The organism is Corynebacterium sp. UMB9976 (genome assembly GCF_030212265.1).
In the GTDB taxonomy this organism is placed as follows: domain Bacteria; phylum Actinomycetota; class Actinomycetes; order Mycobacteriales; family Mycobacteriaceae; genus Corynebacterium.
Map to the genome: position 1 here is coordinate 20,391 of NZ_JASODY010000013.1, position 18,045 is coordinate 38,435.

Here is an 18,045-nt window from a genome sequence, read left to right on the forward strand (position 1 = left end):
CGTTGTCCTTTGCACGCAGCTGGGGGTGGACGGGCGCGAGGTTCGGCGGTAATCGAACAGATTGACTTGGCTCACTGGAGCCAGAAGACTTGGACAGCGGAGTAAACCATGACTGGAAATGATGATGCAGTGCCCGCCTTCAAGGCGGAGGCTTTAACTTCGGTGGAGATCTGCGCTGGTGCAGGGGGGCAGGCGCTAGGTCTGGAGCAAGCTGGGTTTGATCATCTCGCCGCCGTTGAGATCGACCCAGATGCGGTAGAGACGTTAAGGGCAAATAGGCCTAGTTGGAACGTTCTCGCCGAAGATGTGCTGAGTTTCGATATCGAACCTTATGCCGAGGACTTGGACTTGTTCGCTGGTGGCGTGCCCTGCCCTCCATTTTCCATCGCGGGTAAGCAGCTCGGAAAGGATGATGAGCGGGATCTTTTCCCGCGGGCGCTGCAGCTGGTCAGGATCGCAAGGCCCCGAGCGGTGATGCTTGAGAATGTCCGAGGCATGGCACAGCCGCGTTTCGAGGCCTACCGCGCCGAGCTCATCGAAGAGCTGAATGACATGGGCTATACCGTGTTCTGGGAGCTGGTCATTTCCGCCGATTATGGGGTGCCGCAGCTCCGGCCACGATTTATTATGGTGGCGCTGCAGCATGAATATGCAGAATATTTTGCCTGGCCTGAGCCGGTCTCGCATCGCACTACGGTGGGAGAGGCTTTGCATCATCTGATGTCCTCTCGCGGTTGGCCAGGTGCGACCGCTTGGGCAGCAGGTGCGCAAGATATCGCCCCAACACTGGTTGGCGGAAGTAAGAAGCATGGGGGCCCGGACGTGGGGCCTTCGCGTGCGCGTGCGGCATGGAAGAGGCTGGGGGTGAAGGGCTCGTCTATCGCGGAGGAGGCTCCTGGCGCGGATTTCACCGAGGACCCGAACGAGGAGATGCCTAGGCTGACTGTCCAGATGGGTGGGGTGATCCAGGGATTTCCAGAGGACTGGAAGTGGATGGGCCGCAAAACCGCGGCGTGGAGGCAGGTCGGGAACGCTTTTCCACCGCCGGTTGCACGTGCCATCGGCGAGAGAATCGCCTCTGCGCTCAATAAGGAACCGATCCCCGATGGTTCGCTGCCTGCATTTCCGTATGGGGCGGCCCAATTGCTCGAAATGACTAGCTAGATATGAATTGCCCACGTATGAACCCAGCTGTCCTTTCGCAGGCTCGTAAAGATTTCATTCAAGAGCTCATCGATACGGGAACCTTGGCGATCTCCGATAAAGGCATCGCCTCGAATGCAGATAAGAACAGCCGAGCTAGTCGGGATGTTGCGCTGCACCTGGCGGAGAACCTGGGCGTGCCTGTGCGGCAGAAGCTAGCGGGGCAGACGGCGGGATCGAACTTCGAGAACGCGGTCGGCACCTTTCTGCGTACAACGATCCGGTCGATGGCGGCTGTGCAGCCAGGAAACTGGTTTGTCGACGTCGTGGGATCCTCCCACCGTGCGAGTCACGTCGCTCGCTATGAGCCTTATCTTCACCTTGGGGACTTGGCGGTCGAAATCGAAAACAAGCCAACCCTCGCCGCGGTGCTAGGGAACTCTTATTCCATCGCGCCGGACATCCTCGTCACGCGAGATGCCTATAGCGATGAAGCGTTGAACGCCGAATTGGAGTTCGTGGATGAACAGGCTGGTTTGCTTTCTCCCATGCGTGCATCCAATACGCAGCCTTCCTCTTCTCGGTTTCTGCATGCGGTTGTCAGCTGCAAATTCACCATGCGCTCCGACCGCGCGCAGAACACACGGAGTGAGGCGCTCAACCTGATTCGCAACCGGAAGGGGCGCGCCCCGCACATCATTGCGATTACCGCGGAGCCGATGATTTCGAGGATCGCCTCCTTGGCCTTGGGCACCGGTGACATTGACATGGTGTACCACGCTGCGCTTCCTGAACTGCGCAAAGCGGTGCATGAAGCAGGTTCGGAAGACGCTCAGGAAATTCTCGAAATGCTGGTGCACGGGCGACGGTTGCGCGATATTTCCGACATGCCCCTGGATCTGATCTCTTAAAAATTCCAAGAACGCCACTAGCTGCAAGAGAGAAGCAACACGCATGAAAGAACCCCAGCGGTAAGCCGCTGGGGTTTGTTCAGTTAGGGGGTCCGAGCCCCGGAACTTAGCTAGTAAAAGTCGCCGGCCGGGGCAGCGGGTTGGGGAACCGCCGGGGCCTGCACCGGCGGGTGCTGCCCAATCTCATCCGGGCTCGGGGCGTCCAATCCAGCGCCAGGCTGACCGGCATCCGGTTGACCAGCGCCCGGCTGCCCAGCGTCCGGTGCACCCGGTTGCTCTGCCCCTGGGGCTCCGGGAGTGACCTCACCGGACTCCTCAGCCCGCGCATCCGGCGCCTTACGGGCCTTATCCTCCGAGCCCTCCGCGCCACGAGGCTTCTTGTACATCTGGTACTCAATCGCATCCGCGAAGCGGGAGGCGAAGATGTTCGTGAAGTGGTGCTGATCGCGGTAGGCCACCAGGTTGCCGATGATCGCCGGACACCAGCCGTCCTTACAGAAGCCATCGGTGACATCCAGCAGCGTCACGTCCAGACCCGCATAAGCCTTGAACTGCGGGTCCTCCGGCAGCAGGGAGGCGTCCTGCGGGGTGCCGCACTCCGCGTTGATCTCCTCGATCTCCTCCGGCGTCGGGCGCCAACGGTCCCGCACACCCGGGAAGTTCCGGCCACGCTCGGTGGCGGTGCGGGTGCCGTCCACCATCTCGCCCACGCACTCGCGCAGGTTGAATGGCACCGGGTCACCCATCTCCGGCGGCTGGATGTGCCAGGCGTTATCGCGCATCAGGTAGCTGTGGATGCCGTTCTCGGTGAACAGCTTCACCAGATCCACATACTCCGGCGGCACCTGCTCCGGCCCATTACCCGCGATATCCGACGGGCGGGAACCGGTCATCCACACGCCCTCGGTCGGCGGGTGGGCCAGGATGTGGTCCACAACCTTCTTCGACCAGGAACGGCAGGACGGGAAGTCCGAACCATCCCACTTCGTGACATTCGCGTTGACCGGGCAGCCCATCTTCAGGATCGGCATGAACTTCACGCCCTGGCGGCGACCCACCTCGTCCAACGCGGGGATGAACTGCTCGGAGTGGGAACCACCAATCACGTACACCGTGCGCTCGGAGTCCAGGTCACCGTAGGCGCAGTCCTCCTCGGAGCGGTTGAAGTTCCGCTTCAGGATCAGGTGATCCTCCTCGAAGCCGATCTGGCAACCATCCGGCTGCGTCGGCGGCAGCAGCGGGCCCATCTCCTCGAACGGTGGGGCCAGGGGCTGACGAGGTGGGACGAAGGCGTCGTTGCTGAAGGCCAACGGTCCCGGGTAGTTCTCCACATTCGACGCCAGGCGCCAGAGCTCCTCACCCTCCTCGACCTGGTTCTTCGCCACCACCGGGGCCGCCGCGACCACGCCACCGGCGATCAGGATGATCACCATCGCGTAGGCCGTCTTCGGCCACACGCGGATGGACTCCCACCAGTAGCTCGGGGTCCACAGCACGTGCGCGCGACGCGGGCGGCCGGTCTGACGCAGCGGGCGCTCGATGAAGCGGTTGGACAGCCACGCCATGACCACCGAGGCCGCGATGATGGCCACGCCGAACAGCGGCTGAGCCTGGGCGTCGTAGCCCGTGTAGGACACCAGGATGATCAGCAGCGGCCAGTGCCACAGGTACAGGGCGTAGGAGATCCGGCCCAGGAACTGCATGAAGCGGCTCTCCAGGATGCGGGTAACACCCACCGGCTTGCCGTTCTGCCCAGCCAGGATCACCAGCACTGCACCCACCAGCGGGAACAGCGTGCCCGGGCCCGGGAAGGTCTGGGCGCCATCCATGATCAGGCCGGTGGAGGCGATCATGATGAGGCCCAGCCAGCCGAAGATCTGACGCACCCACGTGTTCAGCGGCGGCACGATCGGCGCCGGCGGCTTCTCGCCGTGGTCGGAACGCGGCATGATCAGCATGCCCAGCAGGCCACCCAGTCCGATCTCCCAGAAGCGGGAGAAGGAGTGGTAGTAGTTCACGGCCTGATCCTGGCCGTGCTGGTACGTCGCGAAGGCGAAGGAAAGCACCGTGACTGCCGTGAGAATGACAGCCAAGGCCTTGCGGGAAAAACGTCGGAAAATGAGCGCGATCAGGGTGACCGCGATCAGGGAGGAGACGTAGATCTGCAGCTGCGCGGACATGCTCCACAGGTGCTGGAACGGCGAGACCGTGGAGCTGGCGGTGTTGTAATCACGGCCCGAAAACGCCAGCTGCCAGTTGGTGATGTAGGCCAGCGCGCCGACCGCGTCCTTAGATAGCTGCAGGTGCTGGATCCGCGGCATGAGCAGCAGCCCCGCCGCCAACGTCGCGCCGACGACTACCGCGAGCAGCGGGAAGAGCCGCCGGATGATGCGCACGAGCGACTGAACGAATGTCAGCCCCTTCGGGTTGCGCGCATTCGCGAGCTGGGAGCCAAAGAAAAACACACCTCCCAGCAGAAGGAAGACATCCACGCCCGAGGACACCTTGCCCACGAAGACGTGGAAAATCACCACGAGGGCGATCGCGAAACCGCGCAAGCCCTCGATATCGTTACGGAATCTTTTCCCACCTGTGCTGGCCATAGCCCCTTCATGCTATCGGGTGCCGGGCCGAACTCAGAAGAAGGCTCGCTGGTGGGGTGTGAGGAAGTGTCCTGCCCAAGCCCTGCAACGTCGGTGGCAGCGGCCGGAAAATGAGCGGGAGCAAGCGGATGCGAGGGGAGTGGACGGACGCGAGGTGGTGAGCGGCAGCTGGAGTAGCTAGCGGAAACGCACCTCAGCGAGCTCGATCGCCTCCGACGGATCCGGCTGCCCCTTCGCGATCTCGACGTAGCGGCCCGCGTGCTCGACCAGTCCCTGCTGTGCCTGCTCGCTCATCTCACGACGCACCTTCGCCGGTACCCCCGCCGCCAGCGACGCCGCCGGGATCTCCTGGTTTTCTAGGACGACGCCACCAGCCGCGATGAGGCTTCCGGAACCAACACGGGCACCGGAGAGGATCGTCGCTGACATGCCGACCAGGACGCCGTCGCCGATCTCGCAGCCGTGGACGAGGGCCTTATGCCCGACGGTGACGTCCGAACCGAGGACACAGGGGGAGTCGTGGTTCGCGTGCAGGACGGAGTTGTCCTGGATATTTGTGCGTTCCCCGATGCGGATCGGGCCGACGTCCCCGCGCAGGACGCAGCCGTAGAAGACGGAGGAATCGGCGCCGATCTCGACGTCCCCGATGATGGTCGCGCCGGGGGCGATATAGGCGGATTCGTGGATGCGTGGGCGAACGCCCTGGAAGGGAAGGATCAGTGGTGCGGTGCTCATGGTTCCCATCTTGCCCACTTCCGGGCCCGCGGGTGGCCATAATGGGGGCATGGCTAGCAACACTCGAACTCTGCTGATCGTGCACCACAGCCCGACGGATACGGTGCGGCCGATTGCCCGGCGGGTGGTTGAGAAGTGTCAGGAGGCTGCCGCGCAGGCCGCCGAGGCGCTGGGGGAGAGCGCGCCGCGCATCGAGGTGGTTGAGCGCCAGGCCTTGGAACCGGATAAGGCGGAACTCCTGGCAGCGGACGCGGTGATCTTCGGAACAACCGCGAACTTCGGCTATATCTCCGGGGCGCTGAAGCACTACTTCGACACCCTGTTTTACGAGGTCAACGAGGAAAAGAAGGGCACCCCGGTCTCCTGGTGGATCCGGGGTGGATTCGATACCACTGGGGCGGAGAAAGCGATGGATTCCATCATCACCGGCCTGCAGTGGGAGGTGGCGGCCGAGCCTGTGGCCTTCACCGGGGACCCGGCGGAGCAGCAGGACCGGCTCGACACCATGGCGGAGGCCATGGTGGGCGCGCTGCTCAGCTAAGGCTGGGCGGGCTTACTTCGCGTCGGAGAGGAAGTGCGCGGCACCAGCGGATGCTGCGGTGACCGCGAGGACAGCCGGCCAGGCGCCGATCTTCTTCGCCAGCGGGTGGGAGAGGCCAAAGGCCCCGAGGTAACCGGCGGTGAGCCCAGCGGCGGTGGGCGCGCCAACCTTGGCGTTCCAGGAGCGGGCGGCGTAACCGCCGGCCGCAGCGAGAATCACGCCACCGAGCGGGCGGATCTCGGTCTCGCGGGCGGTGAGCCAGCCACCGATGAGCCCGGTGGCGATGACAGCGGCAGTGTTGACGTCCTTGGCCTTCTTCAGATTCATAGACATATCCCCAGGTTACCCGCGGACGTACCGTGGAGGGCGGAAGAAGAGATAAGCGGAACGAAGGAGCGAACAGATGGAACTGGCACGGGTCTACGACGTCGTCAAAGACAGCGGCGCACAGGGGAGCGCGCAGAGCAGCGACCAGAACAGCGGTAGCGGCGGCGAGGCAGAGGCCTGGTTCCTGGTCGACCGGCTGTGGCCACGGGGAGTATCCAAGGAGAATCTGCCCCTGACGGGCTGGCCCAAGGAACTGACTCCCTCATCGGAGCTGCGCAAGGATTTCCACTCGGGTGAGCTGAGCTTCGCGGATTTCAGCAACCGCTACCGCACGGAGCTGGATGATGCGCTCGATAACGGGGAGATTGAGGACGCACTGCGGGAACTCGAGGAGGCCGGCGCCAAGCCACCCCGTTCGGATGCGAAAACCGAGCAGACCGCGAAGGACGGGGTGCTGCTGCTCTATGGCGCGAAAGACACTGAACAGAACCACGCGATCGTGCTCCTGGAGTGGCTCAACGCCACCCTCCGAGAGCGGCGCGATCGCTAGAATAACTCGCCCTAGAAAAATAAACCTGGCATAAAACCGCAGGTGCTGGCAGACTGGAGGGCATGGATACATTGATTCTCGCAGCACAAGCAACCCCGGCCCTCGGATTCATCGGCTGGATCATCATCGGCGGTCTGGCGGGTTGGATCGGCTCGAAGATCATGGGCACCGACGCGCAGATGGGTGTTCTCGCCAACATCGTCGTTGGTATCGTCGGTGGCTTCATCGGCGGTTGGGTCCTCACCCTGTTCAACGTCAACTCCGGCGGCATGTTCTGGAGCTTCCTGACCTGCCTGCTCGGCGCGGTGATCCTCCTGTGGATCCTCAAGATGGTTCTGCCGAAGCGCTAAACCGCCTCCGGCACAGCCCACACCAAGGAGCCCTTCGGGGCTCCTTTTTCTATGCCGGATTCAGCTGTTTCTGCGTTCCATCCAGCGGGAGAGCGACCGTCGGTTCGTCTGCTGCGTCTTGCGCAGAATGTTCGACACGTGGGTCTCCACGGTCTTTACGGAAATGAACAGCCGCTCGGCCATCTCCTTATACGTATAGCCACGCGCCAACAGCCGTAGCACCTCGTGCTCCCGGGGCGTCAGCTCGTCGAGATTCGGCTGGTTCCCGCCCGCCGAGCCGGCCGACTCGGTACTTTCGGCCCCATCTTTCAGGACGCCGCCGCGCTGGCGTCCCAAATCTTGGGAGGGCGCCTGAACCTCGGGGGAGGGGGCGACGGAGGAGAACGCGTCGAGCACGTAGCCGGCCAACCGCGGCGAGAAGACCGCGTCACCGGAGTGGACCCGCGAGATGAAGCTGACGAGCTCGGGCCCGGAGGTGTTTTTCGTGACGTAGCCACGGGCGCCGGCGCGGATGAGCGTGATGACGTCCTCTGGGGAATCAGACACGCTCAAAACCAGAAAACGAGCTCCGGTATCCAACGTGTTGAGCAGGACTTCGAGCCCGCCGCCGTCGGGCATGTGGACGTCCAGAAGCACCACGTCGGGACAGGTTTCGTGGATTTTGGTTATGGCCTGGGGGACGGTCTCGGCCTCGCCGACGATGGTGATGGGCTCCCCGGCAGCGGTGGTGGCACCCGTGAGTTCGGTGCGTACACCAGCACGGAACATGGAGTGGTCGTCCACCAAAAAGACGCGGATGTCGGTCATTACTTGGGGGTTTCCTCCTGATCGCTGTTGTTGGCGGGTCCGGCGTGGCCACCAGAGCCGGTGTGACCGCTGGGGTTGGCTTCGAGGCCACTGTGGCGTAGGCGTTTGTTCGGATCCAGTGGCAGCGTGAGGATAACTTCCGTGCCGCCGGTGGTGTCGAATTCCACGCTACCGCCAGCCTTAGCCATCCTCTCGATGATCGAGCCCCGCACACCATGGCGGTCGGTTGGAACCTGATCGAGGTCGAAGCCGGGTCCCCGGTCGCGCACGAAGATCTCAATGCGGGTGGTGCTGAGCTCCGCATAGACGCTGATCTCGGAGCATCCGGAGTGTTTCGCGGCGTTGACCATCGCCTCGCGGGCGGCGAGCACCAGGTCGATGGATTCCGGGGTGCTGGGGATATCCTCGCCCACGAGGACAGGGCGGATCTGCACTTCGTAGGCGTCCTCCACCTCGCCGCAGGCCACGCGCAGCGCGCCCATGACGGTGGTGGTCTCCACGGATTCGCCCTCGCCGAACAGCCACTGGCGCAGCTGGCGCTCCTGGCTGCGAGCTGCTGCCACGATATGGGGTTCGGAGGAGTTTTTCTGAATCAACGCCAAGGTTTGGAGCACACTGTCGTGAATCCGGGAGCTGATGCGCTGCCGTTCGGCTTCGGCGGCTTTTTGCTGCATATTCTCAGATGCCATGCGCCAGAGGCGCAGCCAGAGCGGGACCAGCAGCACACCGAAGCCCACGACTAGCGCCAAGGCGGCGACCACAGCCCACAGGAGGACCTGGGGCGTAGTCGAATTATTCTCAGCGAGAAGCTGCCACACCAGCAGCACGACTCCGCCGAGCGTCAGCAGCGTGCCACCGATCAGAGATACCCACTGCACCCATGAAGGGCCGGCCATTTTAGGGGTGTCACCTGGTGCGTTTGCCGGGTCCCCGGCAGTCTCGGGGCGGTACGTCCGCCACACCAACACCGCACCAAGGATCGCGACCAGGGCTGGGAGCATGATTCCGCCATCCGCGTCGAAGGAAACACTGGAGGTAACCAGCACCGCCGCAGCCAGGAGCAGTAGCCAGCGGTGGGAACGAGCGCGCACAGCCTTGGTCCCCCGTGTGGCGTCGGTGAGCGCCCAGGTTCCGCAGTACAACCCCAGGGCTACCGGGGGAATCACACAGAGCACAACCGCGATGAGCCGAATAAGCAGGGTGGATAACCCCAGGTGCTCCGCCAACCCCGAGCACACGCCAGCGAGGACCCGGTCCGCCGAATTACGGCGGTACGTGGGGTAGGGGTGCGGCAGCTCACTGCGTGGCTGGTTGGGCGTATCGGTCATAGGATTCAGTATTTCACGTCCCCCGGAGCCCCACATCAGGGTAAAACCCCGATATTGTGCCAGGGGAGGGGAGGGAACTGTGGCTCGCCCGTGGAAACCCTGAGCCGATAAAATCAGGGTTTCTCCCCGATGTGTGTTTGGGCTGGGATCAGCAGAGTTAGAAGCATGAGGAATTTCACCAACAGCAACCAATCCGGCGGTGAGCATCCAGCTGCCGGTTCCCAACAACCCACGTCGGCGTCCTTCTCTCAAACGGTCAGCGAGATGTGGCGAACCCGCCCGTACCGTCTGCCGAAGAAGGACGGCTCCCGCGCCTGGATCAGCGGTGTCTGCGAAGGCATCGCGGTCCGCTACCAAGTTGACCCGCTGCTCATCCGAATCCTGTTCGTGGCTCTTGCTCTCGCGGGCGGCTTCGGTGTTGCCCTCTATGCGGCCGCTGTGCTTGCACTGCCCCGTCGCGGCCTAGAACAGCCGGCTGTAGAACGCCTCCTGAACTGGAAGATCCCCGAGGACTCTGCCCCGGGCGGCAAGGAACGGCAGGCCATGTTGAAGGCCGAGCGTCGCACCGCAGTATGCGCCACCATCGTGCTCGCCCTGTGCTTCATGGTGAGCGCCACGATCCTGCAGGTGGGTAGCTTGTTGCTGCTCCTGGTCTGTGCCGCGGGGGTCTGGTTCCTCCACAAGAGGACGCCAATCCCGCCACAGGTGATGCAAAATTTTAAATACCCCGCCGGTTTTGAGGGAACTGTTGCCGGTGCGCCCGGCGGGCCGGCGTCCACCGACGTCGCTGGTCCGGTGACGCCACCGAGCTGGAACTCCCTGGGCCCCACGGCCTTCGCCTGGGCTGAACATGAGGGTGCGGAGGACCCGGCGGGTGATACCGCGCATCAGGATTCTGAACCGAGCGACGGGGATCAGCCCCGGGCCTAGCACTCGCCGGTAACCGCTTGCACTGCAGTACGAGGAGCCCTTCGGGGCTCCTTTTTCTTTTGCCTTAACCCGCCGCCGGGTCCTCCGGCCAGGCGTGCTTCGGGTAGCGGCCCCGCATATCCTTGCGCACCCCCTGGTAGGGACCGGCCCAGAAGCTCGCCAGGTCATCGGTCACTGCCACCGGCCGCTGCGCCGGGGAAAGCAGGTGGAATTGCACCCGCCGGCCCGCGATGCGCGGGGACTCCGTGAGGCCGAACGCGTCCTGTAGCTTCGTCGCCAACACCACGGGTTCGGCGAGGATCTCGGGGGCTGGCTCGGCCTGCCCCTCGCCGGAGCTCTCCGGGACGACCTCGTCTGTAGCCTCGCTGGCCGCGTCATTCACAGCGCCATCCGCGGCGCTTCCGATCAGCACCTCCGGGTAGGTCAGCCGCCGCGTCCGCCCGCTCGGCAGCTCCAGGGACTCCGGCGCGAGCTCGTCGATTGGCTGGTCCCACGGGATCAGCCCGCGCAGCAGGCTCGCGATATCGGGCCGCCGTCCCGCCGCAATATCCGCCGCGATAAAGCTCAACAGCTCCTCCGGCAGCCCCGCCCGCAGATCCGGGTAGCCCGACGCACGCTCGAAGCCAGCGGCAGCGGCGTCGTGCAGGTACTGCATGCGTTTCACCAGCTCGCGAGCGTTCCCGCTGAGCTGGAGCATCTCCTCCAGCTGCTCCGGGCTGGCCTGCGCAATCGCGGCGGACACCGCCTCTTCCGCCTCCGCCGCGCTGGGTTTGACCGGGGCGCTGCTCAACTCGACCGCCCCCACGACCGTCCGTTCCCGTGCCTGCACCCGCTTCTTCTCCACGCTGTAGCTCGCGGTCCTTTCCTTTACGACGCCACCGGCTGCGGCCAGGGCCAGCTCCTCGGAGATCGGCATGGCCGAGCGCAGGATCGAACCCGTCCCGGACTTCCGCGCGGACGCCGATTCGCTGCGCCCGATATCCGCCACCGCGAACCACTGCTCATTGTGCGGCGCATCCACCCCGGGCATGCCCTTCGGGATGACTGCCCCGGTGCCGCCCACGGTCAGCACCCGCTCCGACCCCGGCTCAACGCGCCGGGCGAGCAGGTCCGGCCGAGCGCAGGCGATCGTGTAGGCGATGGCGTCCTCCCCGGTCAGCGGGTCGCTGAGCTCACGTGGGGCGTGCGGCTGCAACAAGCGGACGAGCCTGCGTACCGCCGGATCCTTCGGCGAAATATCCTTGACCGCCTCGGCCGGGGCACGTTGGGAGCTGGCGACGTCCAAAAACTGCAGCACACGGGCCACGAGCTCCACCGGGACGCGCCGGCTGGCGAGTAGGCCACCGCGGGCGTGGCGCGGATCGAGGGGGAGCGTGACCAGTAGTTCGCCGAGTTCGGTGATGGTTCCGTCGGCGTCGATCGCCCCCAACTGGCGGAGCGTGGCAGCGGCGGCAGCGGCGTTGTTCTGGGGGAAGGGGTCCGGCAGCGCCAGACCCTCACCCATGGGTGCGCCCCAGGCGGCGACGTCCAGCAGCGCGCCGGTGAGGTCGCTGGTCTGGATCGCAGGGGCGGCAAACTCCGGCAGTCGGGCCCACTCATCCGCGCTGATTAGGCGGAACACCGTGCCCGGGCCCTCGCGGCCCGCACGACCCGCCCGCTGCACGCAGCTGGCCTGGGCGGCGGACTCCGTGACCAGAACGGACATGCCGCGGGAGGAATCGCGCCGGGACACGCGGGACAGGCAGGTATCCACGACGACGCGCACGCCCGGCACCGTGATCGAGGATTCGGCGACGTCCGTAGCGAAAATGACCCGGCGGGAGGAGTTGGCGCTGGTGGCCCCGCGCGGGTTGACGATCTCGGCCTGCTGCTTCGGGCTGAGCTGGCCGTGCAGCGCGAAGGCGGCGAGCTCGGGGGAGTCGAATTGCTGCGCGAGCAGCTCGGTGCCACGGATGGTCGGGACGAAGGCCAGGATGTCGCCTTCGGCGGTCTCCGCGAGAGCTCGGCGAACCCCGGCGGCGATGAAGGCCTCGATGGAACCGGGCTGGCCGGGGCGACTATCGCTGCGGCGGTGGGTGATGGAATCCGCGGCAGCGGCGTAGTGGATATCCAACGGGTAGATCGGGGCTGGAACGTGCACCACCGCCTCCGGTACCCCGAGCAGATTCGCGAAACGCTGGGCGTCCACCGTCGCGGACATCGCTACGACCAGCAGGTCATCGCGCAACTCCCGCAGCTGGGCGGCGATGGCGAAGACCAGGTCGGACTCGATGTGGCGTTCATGGACCTCATCCACGACGATCGCACCCACCCCAGGCAGGTCGGGGTCCCGCAGCATGCGCCGGAGCAGCACGCCGGGGGTCACCATCTCGATCCGGGTCTGTCTGGATACGCGGGAGTCCCCGCGGACGGTATAGCCCACCTCGTCGCCCAGTTCGGTGCCTCGCAGCTCGGCGAGACGGGCAGCGGCGGAGCGGGCAGCCACGCGTCGGGGCTGGGTCACGATCACGCGCTGATCAGGAGCAACCAGATCAGCATCGGCGAGGAACTGCGGGGCCAGGGTGGTCTTGCCCGTGCCCGGCGGGGCGTGCACCACAGCCGCGCCGAACTCCGCGAGCGCGCTGAGCAGGGCCGTGCGGCCAGCGGAAAAGGGCAGATTAGGGGTGGGGGTGGTAGACATGCTGCCTATCAAATTAGCCCACGGTGGTGCGCGGTGCTGGCGGGCGCGGGGGAGGAAGAGCGCGGCCTCTTCGCCGTGAATCTGATGGGGCCGACCTAGCGGACGGAGGTCCGCAGCACGCTGAACAGGCCGTCGGCGGGGCCGATGACGTCGTCGCCGAGGACGTAGAGCAACAGCGAGACCAGAATCAGGGTGACGATCGAGATCACCAGGAGGGTCGACGTCACGGTGAGCCACAGTCGTGGGGTCGGGTCCTCGCCATCGCAGTAGAAGGGGAGCGTCGCGCGGGGCGCGGGTTGATCCTGCGGTGCGGGATCGATGGGTTGGCCATCGGAGGTGAGGAAGCCGCCGAGCGCGGGGAGGGTGGCCTTGAAGGTGCCGGTATCGCGGGGCTCGTCGTTCTCGGGGTGATCCTTCGCCGGGCGGGGGCGGTTCATCGACGGTGTGTTCATCGTGGCCCTCCTTTGCTTGTCTGGCGAACTGCTCGATCACGTTTTAATGGATGCCTGCTGCTCTCTGCGCTGGCCGCCGTAGGGCAGCGCGACCCAAGAAGAGGCACCCGGGGTAGGGAGCTGATTTTAGCTAGATGAATACCATTTTCGCAAGCATCGAAACGGGGGTAATTTTCCGGAGGTAGCGATACTGGGAAAACTCTGACCAGCGGGTTTGAGAATGTTTTAACGCCGCGGCGGGGCTGAATTCTGCCTTAATCAGAGGGCGATGTCTGCTGCGCCCGCTAGTGTGCACAGCGAAGTGCACGGCGAGCCGCGCGGGGCACAAGCCGCGAGCGGTGAATCAACACTTCGCACAGCCTAAACTCAAGGGGGAATTATGGATAAGCGCACATCTGACAATCATCGCCAGCCGGTCACGACCGCTCGTGGCAACATCATCGACGCCGACGGGGTGGTTCGCCCGCCCTGGGCCACGCGCTCCGAACTGGAGCGGGAGTATTTCGACGAGGAATGGGGCCGGCCCGTCATCACGGAATCCGGCCTGCTGGAGCGGATCTGCCTCGAGGGCTTCCAGTCGGGGTTGTCGTGGGCGACGATTCTGCGCAAGCGTCGCGCTTTTAGGGATCACTTCTTCCTTTTCGACGCCACCCGCATCACGCAGATGAGCGCAGAGCAGCGCGAGGCGGCCCTCGCTGACCCTGCGCTGATCCGCAACCCGCGGAAGCACGCCGCGATCTATCGCAATGCCGAGGCCACGGTGGCCCTCCGGGAGGACCCGGAGCTGCAGGAGCTACCGGAAGGGCACCCTGCGCGGAAGATTCTGGGTGGGGCGGCGCGCCGCCTGCCCGCGGGCCTGCCGGTGCTGATCTGGTCCTACGCCCCGGCCGAGCACCAGCCTCCCAGCAACGTCGCAGAGATGCCTTCGGAGTCCGAGGAATCGGTGGCGATGGCCGCAGAGCTTAAACGTCGCGGCTTCACCTTCGTGGGTCCGACGACCTGCTACGCGTTGATGCAGGCCATCGGGATGGTCGACGACCGGGTGCCGGAGCCGGAAGCAGAGCAGCCTTAGGGGTAGCCCTTAGAGCCAGCTCCAGGGGCAGCCCCTAGAAGCGGCTCTAGAGGAAGCCCTTAAAGGCGGGCTTTAGAGGCGGGCGGCGAGCTCCACGGCCTGTCGGATCGCACGCTTGGCGTCCAGCTCCGCGGCGACATCCGCACCACCGACGATGTGGACCTTCTGCTCCACGCCCTCGCTGGTGTCGTCGGCCTGATCCGGACGGACGGACTCCTGGCCGGTGCACAGCACAACGGTGTCGACCGGGATGACCAGCTCCTTGCGCTCCTCGCGGATGGCGGTCTCCAGGCGGGCGAGCTCCTCGGTGTCCTTGGCTTTCTTGGCCTTGGATAGCGCCTTCTGCAGCTCCTTGATGTCCTGGGCGGGCACCGTGATGTGCAGGCCCTCGGAGTCCAGCTTCTCGTAGGTCACGCCCACGATCTGCTCCACCCCGGCCATCGCCACCGCTGCGCGGTGCACCCAGCCGGTGGTCTTGCCCAGCCCACGACCCATGCGGGTGATCTTGCGCTGCAGCATGGTGACCTTGCGCAGCGGCTGCGGCGGATTCGGTCGGGTCAGGTTTGCGCGCGCCTCCGGGTCGGTGGTTACGCCCCACTGCTCGTTCCACTCGCGGATGGACTGCGGCTGGCCGCCACGGTCCTCCACCAGGAACTCGGTGACGTCGTAGCCGATGCCGCCGGCGCCGATGACGGCGACGTTCTTGCCTGCCTCCTTCTCGCGGCTGAGCAGCTCCGCGTAAGTCATGGCGCTCACGCCCTCGACCTCGCCGCGCAGTGCCTCCGCCAGGCCCGGGAACTCGGGGATGCGCGGGGTCACGCCGCTGGCCACCACGACCTCGTCGAAGCCGGCCTCCAGCAGCTCCTCTGGGGTGCGCGGGGAGCCCAGGTGGATCGGTACCTCGCGCTTAGCCAGGCGGGCCTGCACGTTCTTCAGCGCCTCGACGAACTCCTCCTTGCCAGGGATTCGCATGGCCAGCTGGAACTGGCCGCCGACCTTATCGCTGGCCTCGAAGATCTCCACGTGGTGGCCACGCTCCGCCAGGGCCTCGGCACCGAACAGACCAGCAACACCAGCGCCGATGATGCCCACCCGCTTTGTGGTTCGGGTCGGCAGCAGCTTCAGCTCCGTCTCGTAACCCGCGCGCGGGTTGACCAGGCAGGTTGCCCGCTCATTGGTGAAGGTGTGATCCAGGCAGGCCTGGTTACAAGCGATGCAGTGGTTGATCAGCTCCGCCTCGCCTGCCGCAGCCCGGTTGACGAACTCAGCATCCGCCAGCATCGGGCGGGCCAGGGAGACGAACTCGCCGAAGGGTTCGCCACCGGTGCGGGCCTCGCCACCCTCCGGGTTGAAGGAGCCGTCCAACAGCTGCTCGGCGACCTGCGGGGTGTTGATGCGGTTAGCGATGACCACCGGCACATCCACGACCTTGCGCAGCTCGGCGGTCGCCCAGGCGAAGGCGCCACGCGGCACGGAAGTGACGATCGTCGGAACCTGCGCCTCGTGCCAGCCGATACCCGAGCTGAACATGTCCACCCCGGCGTCCTGCAGCTGGCGGGCCAACTCGTGGATCTCCTCCTGAGTCTGGCCACCTTCGACCAGGTCCAGCACCGAGATGCGGTAGTCGATGACGAAGTCCTCAGGGACCGCGGCACGAACCGCCTTGACGATCTCGATCGGGAAGCGCATCCGCTTCTCCGCAGAACCACCCCAGTCATCGGTGCGCTGGTTCGTGCGCTCCGCGAGGAACTGATTGATCAGGTAGCCCTCGGAGCCCATGATCTGAACGCCGTCGTAGCCGGCATCCTTGGCATACTTTGCTGCCTCGCCGTAGGCCTTGATCGTCGCGCGGACCTCCTCGTCGGAGAGCTCGCGGGCCGGGAACGGGGTGATCGGGGACTGGGTCGCGGAGGCGGAGACCGCCATCGGGTGGTAGCCGTAACGGCCAGCGTGCAGCAGCTGCAGGATGGCCAGCGCACCACCGGCGTGAGTGGCCTCAGTGACCTGGCGGTGGGCGTCGGCGATTTCCTGGGAGTTGAAGGGCTGACCAAAAGGCGTCAGGTTGCCCTCCAGCACGGGCGGGTAGCCACCAGTCACGATGGCTGCAACACCGCCCTCCGCGCGCTCGCGGAAGAACTCGGCCAACTTCGGGGCGTCCTCGAGCTTGTCCTCGAGGCCGGTGTGCATGGAACCCATGATCACGCGGTTGCGGAAAGTCTTGCCGCCAACCTCGAGGGGCGAAAGCATCGTCGGGTACTGGGATTCTCCCGCCGCACCAGAATCGGCGGAAGAGCTGGAAGCGTTAGTGAATGCGGGGCTTGTCATGTTGCTGATTTTGCCCTAGCAAAGTGCCGAAGATGCGTAAATGCAATAAAAAGAAAAGCAAAAACGACTCGCCCAATCCGGCACCGTAGGATGGGCAACATGCAGCAAGATTTTCCTGTCGTGCCTATCCGTGACACCGAGATCCGGCTGGGGCAGTTCCTGAAACTCGCCAACCTTGTGGAAACCGGGGGAATGGCCAAGGACGTCCTCGCCGAAGGGGCGGTGTCGGTCAACGGCGCAGCCGAAACCCGCCGCGGCAAGGCCCTGCGAGACGGCGACCAGGTGACAATCACCGACCCCGAGACCGGCACCACCCTCGGCGCAGAGGTCGGAGCGAATGGCCGTAGTGTTGCCGATAGCGAAAACCTGGCTGAAGAGGACGACCTTGGGGAGTTCTTCGATGAAGCCACTGCCGATGACGACTTCGACCCCGAAAAGTGGAGGAATCTCTAATGCCCGCTATGCAGGCGCAACCAGGCATGCCGCTGTGGCTGGACCTGGCAACCACCGATATTGATGCCGCGAAGCGCTTCTACGCCGAACTCGTGGGCTGGGAATACCGCGAGCACGGCCAGGGCTACGCCGTCGCGACGAAGAACGGCATGCCCGTCGCCGGCATCGGTGCCATCCCGGAGGAGAAGATCTCCATGTGGGGCCTGGCGCTCTACACGCCGAACGTCACGGTCGCGCACAACGCCGCCGTCAACGCCGGTGCCCGTTCCGTCCTGGAGCCGCGGGTGCTCGGGGCCCCGGAAGGGGAGGGCGCCGATGGTGAGACCGACCGCGGCGAGATGGCCGTGGTCATCGACCCCAGCGGGGCGGCCATCGGCCTGAAGAATCCTGCGGATGAGCACGCGCTCTTCGCCGCAGGTGAGCCGGGCACGCCGGTATGGCACGAGCTCATGGTCGGCCAGGGCTGGGACGAGACTCTGGAGTTCTACCACGAGCTCGCCGGCTGGGATATCCGCGTTGATAAGAACTCCGACGGCAGCCGCTACGCGCTCGGCGAGTTCGAGGGCGCAGCACTCGTCGGCCTCTGGGATACCCAGGAGATGCAGCTGCCCTCCATGTGGACGCTCTACCTCGGGGTCGCGGACATCGACGCTGCGGTCGATACCGCCCGCGAGCTGGGCGCCCAGATCATCCGGGAGCCCTTCGACTCCGAGTTCGGCCGGGTCGCCACCATCACCGATCCCACCGGCGCGCTGCTGAACCTCACCGAGGTCGAGGAGTACGTCCCGGACGAGACCGAGGACTTCGAGCCCGACCTCTTCGCCGACCTCTAGGCCGC

The 18,045-nt window shown here is 65.2% G+C and carries 17 protein-coding genes; 9 read left to right on the forward strand and 8 right to left on the reverse strand.

Annotated elements, in window-relative coordinates; all coding sequences use genetic code 11:
* The first annotated feature begins 108 nt into the window (after positions 1 to 108).
* On the forward strand, positions 109 to 1,164 hold the full coding sequence (locus tag QP140_RS07100; protein ID WP_284758843.1) for a DNA cytosine methyltransferase: 1,056 nt from the start codon (positions 109 to 111) through the stop codon (positions 1,162 to 1,164).
* A 17-nt stretch (positions 1,165 to 1,181) separates the two neighbouring features.
* Positions 1,182 to 2,054: an NgoMIV family type II restriction endonuclease gene (locus QP140_RS07105; protein WP_284758845.1), complete on the forward strand. Its 873-nt coding sequence runs from the start codon at positions 1,182 to 1,184 to the stop codon at positions 2,052 to 2,054.
* Positions 2,055 to 2,164: 110 nt separating this feature from the next.
* Here QP140_RS07105 and QP140_RS07110 read toward each other — a convergent pair whose 3' ends face one another.
* The gene (locus tag QP140_RS07110) at positions 2,165 to 4,657 is read right to left on the reverse strand and encodes an acyltransferase family protein (protein ID WP_284758847.1); all 2,493 of its coding nucleotides are present in this window, start codon (positions 4,655 to 4,657) and stop codon (positions 2,165 to 2,167) included.
* A gap of 177 nt (positions 4,658 to 4,834) precedes the next feature.
* Positions 4,835 to 5,392 carry a gamma carbonic anhydrase family protein gene (locus QP140_RS07115; protein WP_012359352.1) on the reverse strand — a complete coding sequence of 186 codons (558 nt, stop codon included), beginning with the start codon at positions 5,390 to 5,392 and terminating at the stop codon, positions 4,835 to 4,837.
* A 49-nt stretch (positions 5,393 to 5,441) separates the two neighbouring features.
* On the opposite strand from QP140_RS07115, the gene QP140_RS07120 reads away from it, so the two are divergent.
* Positions 5,442 to 5,933, forward strand: a complete 492-nt coding sequence (locus tag QP140_RS07120) for a flavodoxin family protein (protein WP_284758849.1) — start codon at positions 5,442 to 5,444, stop codon at positions 5,931 to 5,933.
* A 12-nt stretch (positions 5,934 to 5,945) separates the two neighbouring features.
* Here the strand turns inward: QP140_RS07120 and QP140_RS07125 are convergent, their stop codons facing one another.
* Positions 5,946 to 6,266: a hypothetical protein gene (locus QP140_RS07125; RefSeq protein ID WP_070758580.1), complete on the reverse strand. Its 321-nt coding sequence runs from the start codon at positions 6,264 to 6,266 to the stop codon at positions 5,946 to 5,948.
* Between the two features lie 70 nt (positions 6,267 to 6,336).
* Here QP140_RS07125 and QP140_RS07130 point away from each other — a divergent pair, with 70 nt between their 5' ends.
* Together QP140_RS07130 and QP140_RS07135 are read left to right on the forward strand one after the other, a co-directional pair.
* Positions 6,337 to 6,810, forward strand: coding sequence for a DUF488 domain-containing protein (locus QP140_RS07130; protein ID WP_070758581.1), 474 nt, complete (start codon positions 6,337 to 6,339; stop codon positions 6,808 to 6,810).
* A gap of 62 nt (positions 6,811 to 6,872) precedes the next feature.
* Positions 6,873 to 7,160, forward strand: coding sequence for a GlsB/YeaQ/YmgE family stress response membrane protein (locus QP140_RS07135; RefSeq protein ID WP_070758582.1), 288 nt, complete (start codon positions 6,873 to 6,875; stop codon positions 7,158 to 7,160).
* 60 nt (positions 7,161 to 7,220) lie between these two features.
* Here QP140_RS07135 and QP140_RS07140 read toward each other — a convergent pair whose 3' ends face one another.
* Both QP140_RS07140 and QP140_RS07145 read right to left on the reverse strand, forming a co-directional pair.
* Positions 7,221 to 7,967: a LuxR C-terminal-related transcriptional regulator gene (locus QP140_RS07140; RefSeq protein ID WP_284758854.1), complete on the reverse strand. Its 747-nt coding sequence runs from the start codon at positions 7,965 to 7,967 to the stop codon at positions 7,221 to 7,223.
* The gene (locus QP140_RS07145; RefSeq protein WP_284758855.1) at positions 7,967 to 9,295 is read right to left on the reverse strand and encodes an ATP-binding protein; all 1,329 of its coding nucleotides are present in this window, start codon (positions 9,293 to 9,295) and stop codon (positions 7,967 to 7,969) included. Before QP140_RS07145 ends, QP140_RS07140 begins: the two co-directional genes overlap by 1 nt.
* 165 nt (positions 9,296 to 9,460) lie before the next feature.
* On the opposite strand from QP140_RS07145, the gene QP140_RS07150 reads away from it, so the two are divergent.
* A complete protein-coding gene (locus tag QP140_RS07150) occupies positions 9,461 to 10,225 on the forward strand; it encodes a PspC domain-containing protein (protein WP_284758856.1) in 765 nt (254 codons plus the stop codon).
* A gap of 64 nt (positions 10,226 to 10,289) precedes the next feature.
* Here QP140_RS07150 and QP140_RS07155 read toward each other — a convergent pair whose 3' ends face one another.
* Together QP140_RS07155 and QP140_RS07160 are read right to left on the reverse strand one after the other, a co-directional pair.
* On the reverse strand, positions 10,290 to 12,905 hold the full coding sequence (locus QP140_RS07155; protein WP_284758857.1) for an ATP-dependent helicase C-terminal domain-containing protein: 2,616 nt from the start codon (positions 12,903 to 12,905) through the stop codon (positions 10,290 to 10,292).
* A 95-nt stretch (positions 12,906 to 13,000) separates the two neighbouring features.
* Positions 13,001 to 13,357, reverse strand: coding sequence for a hypothetical protein (locus QP140_RS07160; protein WP_284758858.1), 357 nt, complete (start codon positions 13,355 to 13,357; stop codon positions 13,001 to 13,003).
* 379 nt (positions 13,358 to 13,736) lie between these two features.
* Here QP140_RS07160 and QP140_RS07165 point away from each other — a divergent pair, with 379 nt between their 5' ends.
* Positions 13,737 to 14,429: a DNA-3-methyladenine glycosylase I gene (locus tag QP140_RS07165; RefSeq protein WP_284758860.1), complete on the forward strand. Its 693-nt coding sequence runs from the start codon at positions 13,737 to 13,739 to the stop codon at positions 14,427 to 14,429.
* A 72-nt stretch (positions 14,430 to 14,501) separates the two neighbouring features.
* Here QP140_RS07165 and QP140_RS07170 read toward each other — a convergent pair whose 3' ends face one another.
* Complete coding sequence (locus tag QP140_RS07170; protein ID WP_284758862.1) at positions 14,502 to 16,754, reverse strand: NADPH-dependent 2,4-dienoyl-CoA reductase; 2,253 nt, start codon at positions 16,752 to 16,754, stop codon at positions 14,502 to 14,504.
* 90 nt (positions 16,755 to 16,844) lie between these two features.
* Here QP140_RS07170 and QP140_RS07175 point away from each other — a divergent pair, with 90 nt between their 5' ends.
* Complete coding sequence (locus QP140_RS07175; protein WP_371260091.1) at positions 16,845 to 17,207, forward strand: RNA-binding S4 domain-containing protein; 363 nt, start codon at positions 16,845 to 16,847, stop codon at positions 17,205 to 17,207.
* Positions 17,207 to 18,040 carry a VOC family protein gene (locus tag QP140_RS07180; RefSeq protein WP_284758864.1) on the forward strand — a complete coding sequence of 278 codons (834 nt, stop codon included), beginning with the start codon at positions 17,207 to 17,209 and terminating at the stop codon, positions 18,038 to 18,040. Before QP140_RS07175 ends, QP140_RS07180 begins: the two co-directional genes overlap by 1 nt.
* Positions 18,041 to 18,045 lie beyond the last annotated feature (5 nt).